The organism is Bartonella sp. AR 15-3, assembly GCF_002022445.1.
In the GTDB taxonomy this organism is placed as follows: domain Bacteria; phylum Pseudomonadota; class Alphaproteobacteria; order Rhizobiales; family Rhizobiaceae; genus Bartonella.
Window position 1 is genome coordinate 544,461 of sequence record NZ_MUYE01000001.1, and the last position, 14,579, is coordinate 559,039.

A 14,579-nucleotide genomic window follows, 5' to 3' on the forward strand; every position below is an offset into this window, starting at 1 on the left:
AAGATGGAAGAACAATTGACGCCAGAAGAACAAGCGATTTACGATGCACAAGCTAATGATTATTCTGTTGAGCTTGTTGAGCCTGAGCAAGTGATTGACACGATTGAATCGCATGAGAATTCTGAACAGGTGTTCGATGAACAGCCTCAGAAACCGTATGATTATGAAGCGATAGAACAGGAGAGACAAGCCCGCCAAAAGGCAGAGCAAAGTGCTGAAGAAGCACGTGAGCTTGCTATTGAGATTGCGCAGCAATATGCTGCTATGCAGGAAGAAATTGCTCAACAGTATGATAAAAATGTCCCGACTTTAGAAGATGATCCTAAAGCGCATATCGCCTGGCTTAGCCATAAAGTGCAAGAACAACAGAAATTGCTGAATGAGTTTTCTGTTATGAGAGAGGAGCAGGAGCGTATAAATCAAGAGCACTATGAAAGGCAGCAATTAGGGGCTTATTTTGAAGAAGCCAAGGCCCAGGTTCAAGACAAATATCCAGATTTAGACAATATCACAAATTATCTCTATGAGATTGCCGATAATTCATTAAAAGCGCAAGCAAGTCTCTACCCCCAATGGGAAGATCCTGCACTGAGACAGCAGCAAATTGGTGCTGAATTACGCCAAATCTGCCAGCAGTGCCAAAAATCGGGTTTTAACCCCATCGAGGTGCTTGTGCAAAAGGCAAAAGCTTTTGGCTATAGTGGTCCCCAGAACAAGAATGAAGTTGAAGCTCTCCAAGAGCGTAACACAGCAGCGCGGACCTTAGCTGCGCGTGGTGGACAGGTTCCCTTAGGCGGTGTTGATATAAGAACACTCTCTTCCATGTCGGAAGCTGAGTTAGCTGCATGGGTTGAGAAGAATCAAGAAAAATTTGAACACATCATGGACAGGATGTGAAGAGATGCGCAGTGGTGCAGAAGAGATAACCAAGTGGTTGCTTGGTTATGCCGCAAGGCTCATTTAAAAACCAAGAAAGGTATTTTTTGAAATGGCAACAACAAACGTAAACATTAATAGTCCCTTAGCTGTTCAGATTTGGGCTAAGCTGCTTAACGCAGAAAGCTCAAAAGCAACACCAATAGCTCCTCTTATGGGAAAAGATAAAAATAATGTCATCCAAGTTTTGGAAGGCTTGAATAAAACAGCGGGTGATTCAGTCACGAGTGGACTGCGTGTTCAGCTTATGGGAGCTGGTGTTACCGAAGGGCAAACGCTGGAAGGAAATGAAGAGGGGCTTCAATTTATGAATGAAACAGTGCGGCTCAATGAGCTTTCTCATGCTGCGCGTGTTAAATATGAAGGAACAATTGATCAACAACGTGTTCCGTTTAATTTGCGTGCAGAAGCAAAGACTGGACTTGTTGATTGGTATGCTGATCGACTGAGTATGATGTTCTTTATCCAGGCTACTGGATATACAGCTCCATGGATGAAGTTTGAGGGTCGTACAACGACGATAGAACCAGTGCATTATGGTTTTAATGCGCCATTGGAGCCCAGTAAATTGCGCGTTATTCGCCCAGGAAAGAAAAAGGCTGATGAAGAACTCACAAAAGAAGATAAGTTTACATTATCTCTTATCGATGATGCTGTGGAACGTGCGAAATTGGCTAATCCTAAAATTAGACCGGTGCGTGTCAATGGAGAAAGTGTCTATGTGGTGTATCTTCACCCAAAACAGGTGACACAATTGCGCACGAATACAGATGCTGGCCAGTGGCTTGACATTACCAAAGCGGTTTATAGTGGAAGCCGCGCTAAAAACCCCATTTTTGATGGTTCGTTGGGCATGTATAACGGTGTCATTTTACGGGAGTCCGAACATGTTCCTCATGGTGTTCATTCAAAAACGCAAGAGCCTGTTCTTTCTGTTCGTCGCGCTGTTTTGCTTGGAGCGCAAAGTGTGATTATGGCTTATGGTCATAGTAAGGGTAAAACGCGTTATCATCTTGTAGAGAAATTGTTTGACTATGAACGCGAATTTGGCATTGCTGCCAAAACCATTATTGGGATGAAAAAGTCACGTTACACGTTGCCTCATTCTGAGCAAGGAGGGCAAGATTTTGGCACGATAGTTCTCCCATCTTTTTCTGAAGCCCTATAAAAATATTGAGCACATAAAGAGGATTAAATTATGGAAAAGAAACACTCCCTCGCACGTTCATCTTTTGATGGTGCTGAGACAACGGATGATGGAATGCCGATCGCTTTACAAGGTCGGAATCTCCATACACAACAAGTCAGTTTTTTTCGGACTCGGATTAAACATACCGATCGTGGCCTTACAACACAAGTTGGTATTTTGCCTCGAGATGCTTTCATTAAGAGCATCAGTGTTTATACGCTTAGCGATTTTAATGGCGCAACAGCAAAGTTTGGAAAAAAACCTCATGACAGTGATTATGGCACAGCAACGCTGGCGACCTCTGGTGTTGAAGAGCTTGATTTGCCTCTCACTGTGCGAAACGTTCCGTTAGAATTTGAAAACACGATTTACGTTACACGAGATAAGACAAGTACCCAAGGGGAGGCTGAAGTCATTGTTGAGTTTTACACAAATCGTTAAAAAAGGGGGACGTTTGCTCCTTTCGTCCCCCGAAATTCTTGAAAGCATTGATGATGGCAATAACGATACAGACCAGTGGTCCGATTGAAGAAAAAGGTACCTTTGTTCCGCGTAACAAAAACTTTATTCAGATGTTAAAGGACATTCAAGATGAAATAGATGATCAAACCGATGAATATATAGATCAAGTACAGAAGGCGATCTTTTCTGCACTTCGGTTTTGTGAACGCTTGCCCTTTTATTTTAATGAAAGCCGTGAGGTTGTTTTTACGACTTTAAGGGGCAAAAATCGTTATGGAAGGGAGGTCAGTCCCTTTATTGCAGAGGCTGTTCAGATTGTTGATGTTTATCTTTATAAGCATTCCCATAAGTTCAAGCTTTTGCAGACAGACCCGATCATGCTTGAAAGCTCTGAGAATGAATTGGATCGTGGTATCCCAACACGTTATGCCTATTTTGAACAAAAGCTTGTCTTGTCTCCAATCCCAGATGATGCTTACTCCATACGGCTTATTCTTAATCCCATGAGAATAAAAGAGATCGAGACTATGCAAGAGGATTCCATCTGGTTTTTGGAAGCGTATGAGCTTATCAAAACGCGGGCGAAGTACGAACTTTATACGAACATACTCAAAGAACCACAAATGGCTGCAGCGGCTTTTGCGATGTTTCAGGAACAATTAGAAGCCCTGACCATCGAGACTTCACGACGTAAAAACTTATTTCAGATACAACACACAGATTTTTGATGACTTTTATTCCTATTGCTGAATTTCGGCCAGACATCGCCTTTATTAATAGTGGCTATTCGAATGAGATCGTAAATGTTTTGCCTGCTCCTCAGTCCTATATTCCATTTCCAATGGTTGCACCGGCATCGGATCCTTTTCCTGATGTTATCTTGGGTGTTTATGCTCTACGGTCCTTAAATGGTGTGCGGATTATCATAGGTTCACCGACAAAGCTGTATGAGTATAACAATAGTACGCGTGGATGGAAAGATATCAGCAAGCCAGGGACTGAATATCATGCGAATGAAAACGCGCCATGGTCTTTTGCTTCTTTTGGAGAGCATATCATTGCTGTTAATAGCAACGATGTTCCTCAAAAGCTTGTGCTGAAGATGGATGAAAAGTTTGATGATTTAGGCGGCAATCCCCCACGTGCGGGTCTTGTTCGTGTATGGGGAGATTTTGTTTGCTTGATGAAGCTGACCGATAAGCCCAACCGTGTTCAGTGGTCTGGATTGAATGATGCTGAATGGTGGACTGTTGGTGAAAAGAATTGCGACTATCAAGATTTTCCCGATGGGGAATATGTTCAAGGCTCAACGGAAGCGACCAATCCGCTTATTTTTATGCGCTCGGCTATCTATCATGCAACATTTGTTCCGGGCTCTAAAATTATCTTCAGCTTTGCCAAGATAAAAGATAAAATGGGGGCTAAAAGCAGTACGGCTATTGCAAGTCGTGGCAACAACACTTTTTTTATTTCTGATGATGGTTTTTACCAGATCAACAGTACAGGAGAAATGGTTCCTATTGGTTTTGGTAAAGTGGATAAAACCATTTTTACACTCTACAGTAATTTTGCTCTTGATGAGATGAAAGCGTGTATTGATCCCATCTATTCACGGGTTTATTTCTCTCTTTATGATGACATTGCAGGAAGCAGTATCTATGTTTATGACTGGCTGCTCCAAATCTGGAGTGTTATTAAGGGACAGGATCTCCTTTTATTTCCTCTCTTTGCAGCGGGTTATACATTGGAAGGTTTAGACGAAGTCTCAGAGCGCCTTATAGATTTACCCGCTTCCCTTGATAGTAAGATGTGGCAAAATGGCGCACCGGTGTTGGGAGCTTTTACTGAAGACAATAGATTTGGGCTTTTTGCGGGAGCACCGATGGAAGCAGTGATTGCTTCACAAACGGTAGGAGACACAGGAAGACAGATCAATTTAATGACGGAAGCCTTTGTTCAAGCGGACACAATAAAAGGTCGTTTAAGTGTTGGCTCTGCATTTATCATTGATAAGAGAAATAAGTTAAACTGGGACAAAGAACGCTATGCGGCCTATAATAATAATGGGATGTACACTCTTCGGTCTCGGGCCCGTTATCACGCTTTGCGTCTTAGAATTCCAGAAGGGACCCAATGGACTCATATGACGGGTTTTGATGTGACGCTTAAACCCGCAGGCATAAGATGAACTTTAAGATTTATAATACGGAAAAATGGAGTGCGGACCAGATGGCACCCTATTTTGATCCTGTCTTAAAATCCATTGTTAGCTTTAACAAGAAGTTTGCTGAGGATTACGCTCCAGAGACTATTTTAAATGATATTTTGAATGGCGATAAAATTCTTTGGATTATTGTTGATGCGCATGAAAATTTTATGGCTCATGTCACAACAGAATTACAGAAACTCATCACAGGAACCCTGCGCGCTGTTATTGTAACGCTTAGCGGAAGAGGCGGAAAACACTTAAGCCAGGTTATTCCTCAGATTGAAGCTTATTATAAGGAAAAGGGAGCGAAAGAGCTTCTTATCATAGGCCGGCGTGGATGGAAAAAATCTCTTCAATCGCATGGCTACGTCGTTAATCTTTTAGAATATAGAAAGCAGCTTTAACATGGGGAAAAGTACCAAACCCACTCAGACAACAACACAAACAAGTGCCCCCCCTCAATGGGCGCAAGGGATTTTTAAGCAAGCCGCTCAGGATGCCATGAATTTCTATAATAAAGGCAGTGGAAAGGCTGTTTATGACGGTGAGCGTGTCACAGGTCTCAGTGATCAAACAAAGAATGCGATCAATGGGCTTAACAATACTGCTCAGAACTATGAGAATAGTTATTTGAATGGATTGGCGACAGGACAAAATTCAACCAGTAAAAACTTAAGTGAGATGGCTTCTGGCCAACAAATAGGGAATAACCCTTACTTTAATGATGCGCTTCAAAATGCGTTAAACAAAGCGACGAATTCCATTAACAGTTCCTTGGCGGGTGCTGGTCGTTATGGTTCTGGTGCCCATACAGGGGTTCTTGCAAATGAATTAGGGGGCATGGCAACCCAAGCGTTATCGCAGCAATATAACCAAGATGTCAGTCATATGATGAATGCCAATGGTTTAATCGATCAAGCGAACCAAAATCAATTGGCCGGGGCGAATAACTTTTTTCAAGGGCAAGGTCAGTCCAATATGAATGCTTTGACGGGAGGAAGTTTGATTGATGCCAATAATCAACAAAAATTAGATGCAGAACGACAAAAATGGGAACAACAGAATAATCTTGATTGGGATCATTTAAGTAAGTTGCTTTCAGCTGGAGGCGCTGCTGCTGGAGGCTATGGAACACAAACATCGCTTACACAGCAAAAACAAAATCCTTGGAAAATTCTTGGAAACGCTGGAAGCATTCTTGGAAACTGGGCTGGGCTTAGTGATGTGCGGGCAAAAGAAAACATTATCGCAGTGGGACAGAAAAATGGTCATAAGCTTTATGATTATAACTACAAGGGTTATCCCGAGCGCTATCGTGGTGTCATCGCGCAAGAGGTTTTTCAAGCAAATCCTGAGGCCGTTTTTTTGAACACTGCTACAGGCTTTTTGCATGTTGACTATAACAAGCTTGGCTTTACCATGGAAAGGGTTTTGTGATGGAGCAAAAAAAAGAATCTTTTTCTTTCTCGAAATTTTTTGATCCCAAATTTTTGCGTCCTTTGATGCATGAGGTTATTCCTCAATTGCCAGGGTATTTTCTCAAACAGCCTACGCTTCCAGATTCATCGTCTGCGGTTATTACAGATTCTGAAAAATCTGATCATTCGCAAAAAAACGATCTTAGTGCATTGATCCGAGGTGTTAATACGGTATTCGGGGAATCGAACACAAAAAATCCAACAGCATTGATTATGTCAACGGATGATTTAAAGCAGCAAACACCTCCACTTCCTGATTATTCGAATTATAAGCTCCTAGAGGATGAGAGACAGAATTTTCCGAAACAGGGTGTCTCATTGAGCCCTCAACCTGCATTTGTTTCAAGTATTGATAAAGCGGATGAGAACGAAGAACACGCACAGTATAAAAATGTGATGGATTATATTTCTGAGATTAACAGAAAACCTACACAAGAAGACTTACAGAATAAGGGCACTCCACTCAATAATGAGGAATTTCCTCGTCCTTTGACAGAGGAACGAGCCTTACAAGACAAGAATGTTTTTGATGGCCGGACAGCAAAGGATGAAGGTGAAAACGGGAGTAACTTTTGGGATCGCTTGAAGAAATCGGAGTTTTCAGAGCATTTAATGGATTTTTTCTCTGGTCTTTCACAAGGAGAAACACCAGAGGAAAGTTTTTCCAATGCAGGGATTGCTTTGCGACAGGGGAATGTTGAACGTGCACAACGTCAGCAAACTTTAGAATTTTTACGCTCAAAGGGATATAGCGCTGAAGATGCAAAAGCCCTTATGCAATATCCTGATGTTGTTCAAAAAATGATTGGAAATACCTTGAATTCTGAGGAAGGGTATAGAACACTCACGGCAGAAGAAAAGGCGGAATATGGACTTCCGGAAAATATCCCTTTCCAGGTTTCAAGCTCGGGGAAAATCATTCCTGTTTCAAGTCCTGAGGGAGGATATAGAACGCTTACAGCAGAAGAAAAGGCGGAGTATGGACTTCCAGAAGATATCCCTTTCCAGGTTTCAAGCTCAGGGAAAATCATCCCGGTACAGGGGATGCAGGGTTCTAGATCTGCTGCTGAAGCTGGTTACACGCTTGTGAAGGATAAAAGTACACAGAGTGGTTTACGCGCCATACCCATTACAGGAAGTGCCGCAGAACGTACATTAATCAAAGAAAAGAACGAAGCATTATTACGCTATGCCGAGGGGATTGCCCGTGGAGAACGGCTTGTTAACACATCAAAAGATTTAATGAAGATCCTTGATGAAAATCCAAAGATCGTTGGGACGATTGGTCATCTTCTCTCCAAGATACCAGGGTCGGACGGAGCTGATTTTGCGGCTATATTGAAGACTCTGAAAAGTAACATTGCCATTGATACATTGCAAAAAATGAAAGCTTTGGCTCCGAATGGAGCATCGGGCTTTGGAAACTTATCAAATGTTGAATTTGAAGCGCTGCAGAATTCGATTGCAGCATTGGGTACGAATCTTACAGCAGAGCAAATGAAAAAATCTCTTCAAACAATTATTGAGACTTACAGTAAAGCGAATAGAGCAACGAAGATTCTTCTTTTTGGGCAAGAAGCATTAACAGTTGAACTTGTTGAAGAAGCCTATGGGATTACGCCTGATAAGCAAAATGATGAGAAGAGTGAAGGATCCGATCATCAATTCAACAAATATTTCGAAGCATTACCGGAAGGGATGATGTTTGTTGATAGTGATGGCCACATTAAGGAGAAACAAATCAATGGCTGAGCTCCCCCCTCTTATTCATCGTAAAAATACAAAAGTCATTGGGCATATCAGTGACTATACTCCCGAACAACTTCAAGAGCTTTTTTCGAAGAATAAAGAAAGGCTTAATGGTTCTATTCCAGAGAATAAAGAGGCAACAGGAAAAGACGCGTTGAAGCCGACTGCCGCAGGTGCTTTTGGATGGGGAGCCGTTCACGGAGCAGCTTGGGGTTATGATGATGAAGTAGCAGGAGCGTTAGCAGCAGGCCCTGTAAAATATTGGAAGGGTGATAAGGAAGCAGTCAAAAAATATGATGAAGTAGCGAAGAGATGGCGTGACTATCAAAAAGCGGCGGATAGAGATCATCCTTATTTATCTATTGCGGGTAATGTGGCTGGTTCTGCAATGAACATACTTGTGTCGCCTATAGCTACAGGAGCGAAGGTAGTGGTTGGTTCTGCAATGCGTGCTGCACCCTATCTAATGCGTGCTGCACCCTATCTTTGGAAAGGTCGATCAGCAGCTTCGGGAGCAAAAATGACCGGTAAAGCTTTGTTAGATGGAGCAGAGCAAGCAGCAGCAAAGCTTGGAAGGCGTGCAGCAAAGATTGGAAGAAATATAGCAGCTCCGGAAGGACAACTAACTGGTAAAGCTTTATTAGATGGGGCAAAACAAGTTGCAAAGCGTGCAGCAGAAAAAGCAGTGGGGAATCAAGGAGCAAAAATAACAAGCAGCGCTCTTGCAGCAGGAGAAAGAGCTGCTCAATCGGCCTTGGCGGAAGGTGCAGGACAAGCAGCCGCAAAAGCAGCAGCTCTTGCCGCAAGGAAAGCAGCAGCACGCAAAGAGGCTGCAAAATTTAAGTGGGGACGTGCAATAGGAAACGGAGCCATCTATGGTGCTATAGCAGGAAGTGGTGAAGGCGAAGGTTTTTGGAATACTTTAGGCACAACAGGCACTGGAGCAGTGCTAGGAGTAGCGGCGCCTTTTGCCATTGGTGGAATCTCAAAAGCTATACCTTCTTCTGTTAAAGAAATGCCTTCTGCTGCACTCCGTAGTTTAGGTGAATTGGTTAGGAAGACACAACCTGCAACCCATGGAATAAGCCCTAAAGCATTGAGGGAAATCCGTCATTCTTTAGGGGATGATGTTATGGACAATCTTGAACAGACATTAAAACGGCGTGGTCCTGACTCAATGATCATTGATCTTCATGATGGTCTTGCTGCACGGGCTTTTGAGGCTGCCCAAAAAGATCATGATGCCTATTCCATTGTAAGAAACCGTTTAGGAGCCAGGCAAAATGAAACTTATCGACGGATTGACGACGGAATAACAAGGGTGCTTGGTCCAAAAGTCAATACAAATGATTTACAACAGGAGATTATTAACCGAGCGAAGGCAAAGGCTGGGCCACTGTATGAGAAGGCAAAGGCAATGCCAATTGCTAAGACTGTTCAAGAGAAATTACGGATTTTGCAAAAAAGACCTGCATTTCAAGACGCCTCCGAAAAAGCACTGGTAAGAGTGCTTAATGATTTGGATTCAAAGGTTCTGGCAAGCAATAGCAGTCCACAGTTAGATATGCGGCTTTTGCACAAGGCGAAAGAAGTACTGGATGATAAGATTAACTCTGCTGCTATAAAAGGAGAACGGGGATATTCTAGAGAGTTAATGAATGTTAAGCAAGAACTTCTTGATGTTTTGGAAACCTCTTCTCCAGGGTATGCTAAAGCGCGGAACCTTTATCGGAGCGAACTCGAAATTGGTGATGCTTTAAGTCAAGGGAAAGAAGCGCTCAAGAAGAATATTGATTTGGATACGATTAAAAGCCAGCTTGCAGGCATGAGCGCATTGGAACAAGATGCCTTTAAAAAAGGTGTTCGTGGACAAATAGAGACCGCATCAAAAAATGCCAATAACCCAGAGCATAATTTGTTGAGTTTGTTCGATACACAAAACACTCAAGAGAAACTACAGCATATTTATGGTGAGAATAAAGCAGATCAATTGATGAAAATATTGAAACCAGAGGCGGAGAGATCAAAGCTTTTTGCACAACTGCCAAAACATATAGGAGAAGTAGGAGAAAGGGCAGCGCAAAACGATAAGAATACAAAGAATCTCAGTCCAGGTAAGGCATTAATGAAGTTTTTTACAGGACCATGGGCAAACGGAATGCGAGGATTCCACAAAGATACAGAGAGGGATATTGCAGCTCTTATAACAGCGCGTGAGAAGGGAAATATTGGATTATCAAGGAAAAAAGCGGTTGAACTTCTTAAGAAGTTTCATGAAGCAGAAAAGAAACGCTTAATAAAGAAAGAAGATGTTGCAAAATTCATCAGTCTTCTTTCTCTTCTTTTGAATGACACTGCTGTTAGAAGGATTGCAAATAAATGATTCATCCTAACGTTAAGTCTGCGATTTCTCAGGCAGCGCAGAAGTATGGTTTACCGGAAAGCTTTCTTCAGCGGGTGGCCATGATAGAAAGTAATGGTAATCCCACTGCACAAAATAAGAACAGTAGTGCAGGAGGGTTGTATCAATTTTTAGATTCAACAGCCGAGCAGTATCACTTAAAGAATAAGTTTGATCCCTTTGAAGCAACGGATGCTATGGCGCGATTGACGAAGGATAATACGCGTTATTTGCAAACAGCTTTGGGGAGAGCTCCTTCAGAAACAGAGCTTTATTTAGCGCATCAACAAGGTCCAGCAGGGGCTGCCAGATTGATTAAAAATCCCACGCTTCCTGCAGGACAGCTTTTAGGTCAACAGGCGGTAACATTGAATGGTGGACAGATGAAAAACACGGCAAGTGATTTTATGAATCATGTTTATCAGCTTTATAACAAAACGGGTGCTGCTTCAAATATGATGACGCATTCACAGCAAGAAAGAGCTTCACAAGGAATTGAGAGATTTCAAAAAGCGATTGAGGGTGATCAATCCCTGATGAAGAACACACCTTCTTTTAAAAACGGTTTAATGAAACTCGCTGACTTAATGAAACAGAGTGCAGAGATATACAATAAGGAAGAGCAGAGGGCACAGCAGCAACCCAGCATGAGAGGGGGGATGCAGTTTGGCACCCGTCCTCCTATAGATTTAACACCGTTAATTGATCCCTCAAGGCGGCAGTTTGCTGCTTTTTCTGGCCAGCAAAGAGATAAGCACTCACGAGAAGAATTATTAAAGAGAGGAGGGGTTTATCATGTCTGATATTTATGACTGGTCGCTTACAGCTGATGCCAATGCACACTCAGATGATTTGATCAATTGGGCAGAAGGTCAGCCACCAAGTTCTGTTAACGACAGTGCACGGGCGATGATGCAACGTGTGCGGGAATATCTCGCAGATAATGGGGGATCTCTTCATTCGGTTTTTAATGTGAATGATCAGGAAAAGACAACATCCATTACGCTGACGACGGTTTCTCCAATAACGATGTATAAAAATGATCTTATTCTGCGTTTTAAGGCTTGTGGCGTCAATATTGGTCCGACAACACTCACAGTGAACAACATAGGAGAGAAGCCTGTTTACAAAGCAACGGATGCTGGTGTTGTCTCCTTAGAGGGTGGTGAATTACAAGCGGGCGGTATTTATGAAATCGTTTATAGTGAGGATGCTTCAAAAAAAGATCTTGATGGCTGGTATTTAATCAATCCTACACCCAAAACTCCGCCCCAGGTAAAAAGCTTTCCTGCTGGTTTTGTCGCGACATTTGCTATGCAAGACCTCCCGGGTGGTTGGCTTCTCTGTAATGGTGCTGTTTATAAGCGTAGAGATTATCCAGACTTATTCAAAGCTATAGGGGTTCAGTGGGGGAAAGACAGTGATGAAACCTTTAAAGTTCCCGATTTTAGAGGAATGTTTTTGCGTGGCTTTGATGATGGTCGTGGCTTAGATAGCAAAAGAACATTTGCTGAAATGCAGAAAGATAGCATCAAATCGCATACCCACAATTGCACTATTGAAAAATCAGGCAGACATAACCACGGGTTTGATTATTATTCCATTATGGAAGGGGGGCCTAATGTTGGTGCAAGAAATCCAGCTTATAGGACTACCTACAGAAGAAGTGCGACAGATTCTGCTGGTGAACATACACATAAGGTCAGTCTTTCTTCAACAGGTGAGACAGAAACCCGTCCTGTGAATGCAACGGTTGTTTATGCCATAAAATCATGAAGTTTTTGAATGTTTAATCATCCCTCTGCTATTGATGATATTACTGACGCGGAGCAAATCCGCGTTCTTTTTTATGCCAGTCATAGAATAGTTCATGCACCGTTAAATAAGATCATCGCTATGATTAAAAAGGATGTTCAGCATGATCTTTCCAGTGCTTTTATGGAGCAGCAAAAAGCAACAGATGAACGCCTGGAAACTCTACAAAAAATGATCGATGAGTTACGTTTGCAGTGTTCCCCTTCCACACCCCCTCAAAAATGAATTTAAGGAATTGAATGCCATGCCTCTTCCACACCATACACATACATTTACGCTTGAACCAGCAACCAAAGAAGAAGTCAAAGAAGGTCTTTCAGACAGTAAGGCTCTTGCCCCTGTTTCAGTAGGCAGTGCAGCAGCTTATTCTGTCAATTATTTTGCAACCGCTGCTCAAGGCAAAAAGGCCGATGATGCCGTTGCTAAGAGAGATATTGGGGCCCTTGCTTACAAAGATAAAGCCACAGTTTATGATATAGAAGCCAGCGGTTATCCTGGTGAAGAGACGCTTTTATCCGGGGCTGGTTGGGTCACACCATCCTCTTTAGAGGTTGGTGATATGAAAGCCTCACTTTATGACCCAGACAATATCAGGTTAAGTGCGTTTTCGATGGAAAATATGAGTGAGGGTCCTACAAAAAAGATTTTGTCTGAGGAAGAAAGATTAAAGTTGCAGTGGCTTAGTTCTTTGGGTCCCACGATAGAAAAGTGGCATGCAGGCGATGAGGGGATCAACTATCCTATTTCGCCTGTTGATCTGAAAAATACCATCCATTACTTTTCGTTGTCGAAGTCTCTTGGGATGTCAAAGTCGGTCTATGATCCACAAAAAGTGGGCAAAGATGCTTTTGATATGGACAATATGCGAGAGGGAGAGAAGCATTTTATCTTAACAGCTGAAGAGCGCATACAGATAGCAGAGATTGAGGCGATTAAAGAAGGCATTCATGATGCCAAAGAGACAGCGGAATGTGGGGTTCATACAGCTCATGAAGCAAAAGAAGCTGCGGACAGCGCATTAAGTATAGCAAAGGGTGCAGAAACTAAAGCTGTGGATGCACAAACTACGGCTCAAGGATGTGCGAGTATTGCAGGTGAAGCAAAGGAAACTGCTGAGAGCGCTTTCAATAGAGCGGAGAAAGCAGAAGTTCATGCTTCAGAAGCACAAGCTATTGCTACTATTGCACAAAGTACAGCTCAGGATGCACAAGATTCCATCAGTACTGTGAAAGAAACAGCTGATAAAGCGAAAGAGACAGCGGATAAGGTGCAGGAAAAAGTTGATCTCATGCAAGCTTTTGAACAGCAAGACTGGATTAATGGCACCAAAACAGAGGGTGGTCTAATCTCACCGGTTCATCTCCTCGCTTCGATACAAGCACATAGCAGCAATAGCAGCGGCGGTGGGAGTTGTAGTTGTAACGGAGCTCTGAAACCGATTGAAATTTTGATGACAGAAAGTGGAGAGATCCCTTGGCCAGAAGGTATTACTGATGAGACAGAACTTGAAATATGGGCTTGGGGAGGAGGCAATGCTGGGGTTAGTAGTTCTGTTGGCTGTGGTGGTGCTGGTGGTTGTTGTACATACGTAAGAACAAGGAAAAAGTTTCTTGGCAAGAGTTCAGTGAAAATTGGAAGAGGAGGAAGGACTGATGATGATCATGGTGGCAGAGAAACAAAAGTTGGTCAATTTATTATAGCTCTTGGTGGAGCCTCATTACAACCTCATCAAACAGGTGGATTTGACGGTGAAAATGCTGAACTTGGTGCTGGTGGTGATGGTTTTCTTGGCGGCAATGGCGGTAATGGCGGTTTGGGTGGTAAGGGCGGTGATAACGGCGGTCGTGGTGGTCATGGTGGTGATAATTTTTTATCCAATGGTGGTAAGGGCGGTAACGGTGGTTTGCCCATTAACAAAGGTAATTGTGGTAATGGCGGTGATGGTGGTGATAGTGTTTATGGTGGAGGAGGGTTAGGGGGGATGGGTGGTAATGGTTTTCGTGGCGGCAATAGCGGTAATGGCGGTTGGGGTGGTAAGGGTGGTCGTGGTGGGAGTAGTATTTATGGCGGCGGTGGTGGCGGCGGTCGTGGCGGTCGTAGCGGTGGTAATGGCGGTGATGGTGGTGATAGTATTTATGGCGGCGGCGGCGGCGGTGGTGGTCATGGCGGCGGTCGTGGTGGTAATGGTGGCGGTAGCATGTGGGGCGGTAAGGGTGGTCGTGGTGGTAATGGTGTTGGCGGTGGCGGTGGCGGTTATTTTCCTGGAAAAGATGCAACGTCCTCATCTAGTGGCGATGGTGGCGATGGCGCCGTATTAATCAAGGTTTACTTATAGAATGG

At 43.2% G+C, this 14,579-nt stretch carries 13 protein-coding genes; all 13 read left to right on the forward strand.

Annotated elements, in window-relative coordinates; translation table 11 throughout:
- Positions 1-3 precede the first annotated feature (3 nt).
- The 13 genes from BAR153v2_RS02475 (at position 4) to BAR153v2_RS07635 (ending at position 14,574) form a co-directional block, all read left to right on the forward strand.
- A complete protein-coding gene (locus BAR153v2_RS02475) occupies positions 4-897 on the forward strand; it encodes a hypothetical protein (protein WP_078680162.1) in 894 nt (297 codons plus the stop codon).
- A 91-nt stretch (positions 898-988) separates the two neighbouring features.
- The gene (locus BAR153v2_RS02480; protein ID WP_078680163.1) at positions 989-2,104 is read left to right on the forward strand and encodes a N4-gp56 family major capsid protein; all 1,116 of its coding nucleotides are present in this window, start codon (positions 989-991) and stop codon (positions 2,102-2,104) included.
- Between the two features lie 30 nt (positions 2,105-2,134).
- Positions 2,135-2,566 carry a hypothetical protein gene (locus BAR153v2_RS02485; protein ID WP_078680164.1) on the forward strand — a complete coding sequence of 144 codons (432 nt, stop codon included), beginning with the start codon at positions 2,135-2,137 and terminating at the stop codon, positions 2,564-2,566.
- A gap of 53 nt (positions 2,567-2,619) precedes the next feature.
- Positions 2,620-3,315: a hypothetical protein gene (locus BAR153v2_RS02490; RefSeq protein ID WP_078680165.1), complete on the forward strand. Its 696-nt coding sequence runs from the start codon at positions 2,620-2,622 to the stop codon at positions 3,313-3,315.
- A complete protein-coding gene (locus BAR153v2_RS02495; protein ID WP_078680166.1) occupies positions 3,315-4,775 on the forward strand; it encodes a hypothetical protein in 1,461 nt (486 codons plus the stop codon). Before BAR153v2_RS02490 ends, BAR153v2_RS02495 begins: the two co-directional genes overlap by 1 nt.
- 41 nt (positions 4,776-4,816) lie before the next feature.
- Complete coding sequence (locus BAR153v2_RS02500) at positions 4,817-5,200, forward strand: hypothetical protein (protein ID WP_078680167.1); 384 nt, start codon at positions 4,817-4,819, stop codon at positions 5,198-5,200.
- Position 5,201: 1 nt separating this feature from the next.
- Positions 5,202-6,233, forward strand: coding sequence for a tail fiber domain-containing protein (locus tag BAR153v2_RS02505; protein WP_078680168.1), 1,032 nt, complete (start codon positions 5,202-5,204; stop codon positions 6,231-6,233).
- The gene (locus BAR153v2_RS02510; protein WP_078680169.1) at positions 6,233-8,026 is read left to right on the forward strand and encodes a hypothetical protein; all 1,794 of its coding nucleotides are present in this window, start codon (positions 6,233-6,235) and stop codon (positions 8,024-8,026) included. The genes BAR153v2_RS02505 and BAR153v2_RS02510 overlap by 1 nt, the downstream gene beginning before the upstream one ends.
- Positions 8,019-10,406 carry a hypothetical protein gene (locus BAR153v2_RS02515; protein ID WP_078680170.1) on the forward strand — a complete coding sequence of 796 codons (2,388 nt, stop codon included), beginning with the start codon at positions 8,019-8,021 and terminating at the stop codon, positions 10,404-10,406. The genes BAR153v2_RS02510 and BAR153v2_RS02515 overlap by 8 nt, the downstream gene beginning before the upstream one ends.
- A complete protein-coding gene (locus BAR153v2_RS02520; RefSeq protein WP_078680171.1) occupies positions 10,403-11,227 on the forward strand; it encodes a transglycosylase SLT domain-containing protein in 825 nt (274 codons plus the stop codon). The genes BAR153v2_RS02515 and BAR153v2_RS02520 overlap by 4 nt, the downstream gene beginning before the upstream one ends.
- A complete protein-coding gene (locus BAR153v2_RS02525) occupies positions 11,220-12,200 on the forward strand; it encodes a phage tail protein (protein ID WP_078680172.1) in 981 nt (326 codons plus the stop codon). The genes BAR153v2_RS02520 and BAR153v2_RS02525 overlap by 8 nt, the downstream gene beginning before the upstream one ends.
- Positions 12,201-12,209: 9 nt before the next feature.
- A complete protein-coding gene (locus BAR153v2_RS02530; RefSeq protein WP_078680173.1) occupies positions 12,210-12,464 on the forward strand; it encodes a hypothetical protein in 255 nt (84 codons plus the stop codon).
- A gap of 19 nt (positions 12,465-12,483) precedes the next feature.
- A complete protein-coding gene (locus tag BAR153v2_RS07635) occupies positions 12,484-14,574 on the forward strand; it encodes a hypothetical protein (protein ID WP_198934314.1) in 2,091 nt (696 codons plus the stop codon).
- Positions 14,575-14,579: the final 5 nt, after the last annotated feature.

Coding starts and splice junctions, on each gene's coding strand:
- BAR153v2_RS02475 (WP_078680162.1), top strand. CDS start 4: ATGGAAGAACAATTGACGCCAGAAGAACAAGCGATTTACGATGCACAA.
- BAR153v2_RS02480 (WP_078680163.1), top strand. CDS start 989: ATGGCAACAACAAACGTAAACATTAATAGTCCCTTAGCTGTTCAGATT.
- BAR153v2_RS02485 (WP_078680164.1), top strand. CDS start 2,135: ATGGAAAAGAAACACTCCCTCGCACGTTCATCTTTTGATGGTGCTGAG.
- BAR153v2_RS02490 (WP_078680165.1), top strand. CDS start 2,620: ATGGCAATAACGATACAGACCAGTGGTCCGATTGAAGAAAAAGGTACC.
- BAR153v2_RS02495 (WP_078680166.1), top strand. CDS start 3,315: ATGACTTTTATTCCTATTGCTGAATTTCGGCCAGACATCGCCTTTATT.
- BAR153v2_RS02500 (WP_078680167.1), top strand. CDS start 4,817: ATGGCACCCTATTTTGATCCTGTCTTAAAATCCATTGTTAGCTTTAAC.
- BAR153v2_RS02505 (WP_078680168.1), top strand. CDS start 5,202: ATGGGGAAAAGTACCAAACCCACTCAGACAACAACACAAACAAGTGCC.
- BAR153v2_RS02510 (WP_078680169.1), top strand. CDS start 6,233: ATGGAGCAAAAAAAAGAATCTTTTTCTTTCTCGAAATTTTTTGATCCC.
- BAR153v2_RS02515 (WP_078680170.1), top strand. CDS start 8,019: ATGGCTGAGCTCCCCCCTCTTATTCATCGTAAAAATACAAAAGTCATT.
- BAR153v2_RS02520 (WP_078680171.1), top strand. CDS start 10,403: ATGATTCATCCTAACGTTAAGTCTGCGATTTCTCAGGCAGCGCAGAAG.
- BAR153v2_RS02525 (WP_078680172.1), top strand. CDS start 11,220: ATGTCTGATATTTATGACTGGTCGCTTACAGCTGATGCCAATGCACAC.
- BAR153v2_RS02530 (WP_078680173.1), top strand. CDS start 12,210: ATGTTTAATCATCCCTCTGCTATTGATGATATTACTGACGCGGAGCAA.
- BAR153v2_RS07635 (WP_198934314.1), top strand. CDS start 12,484: ATGCCTCTTCCACACCATACACATACATTTACGCTTGAACCAGCAACC.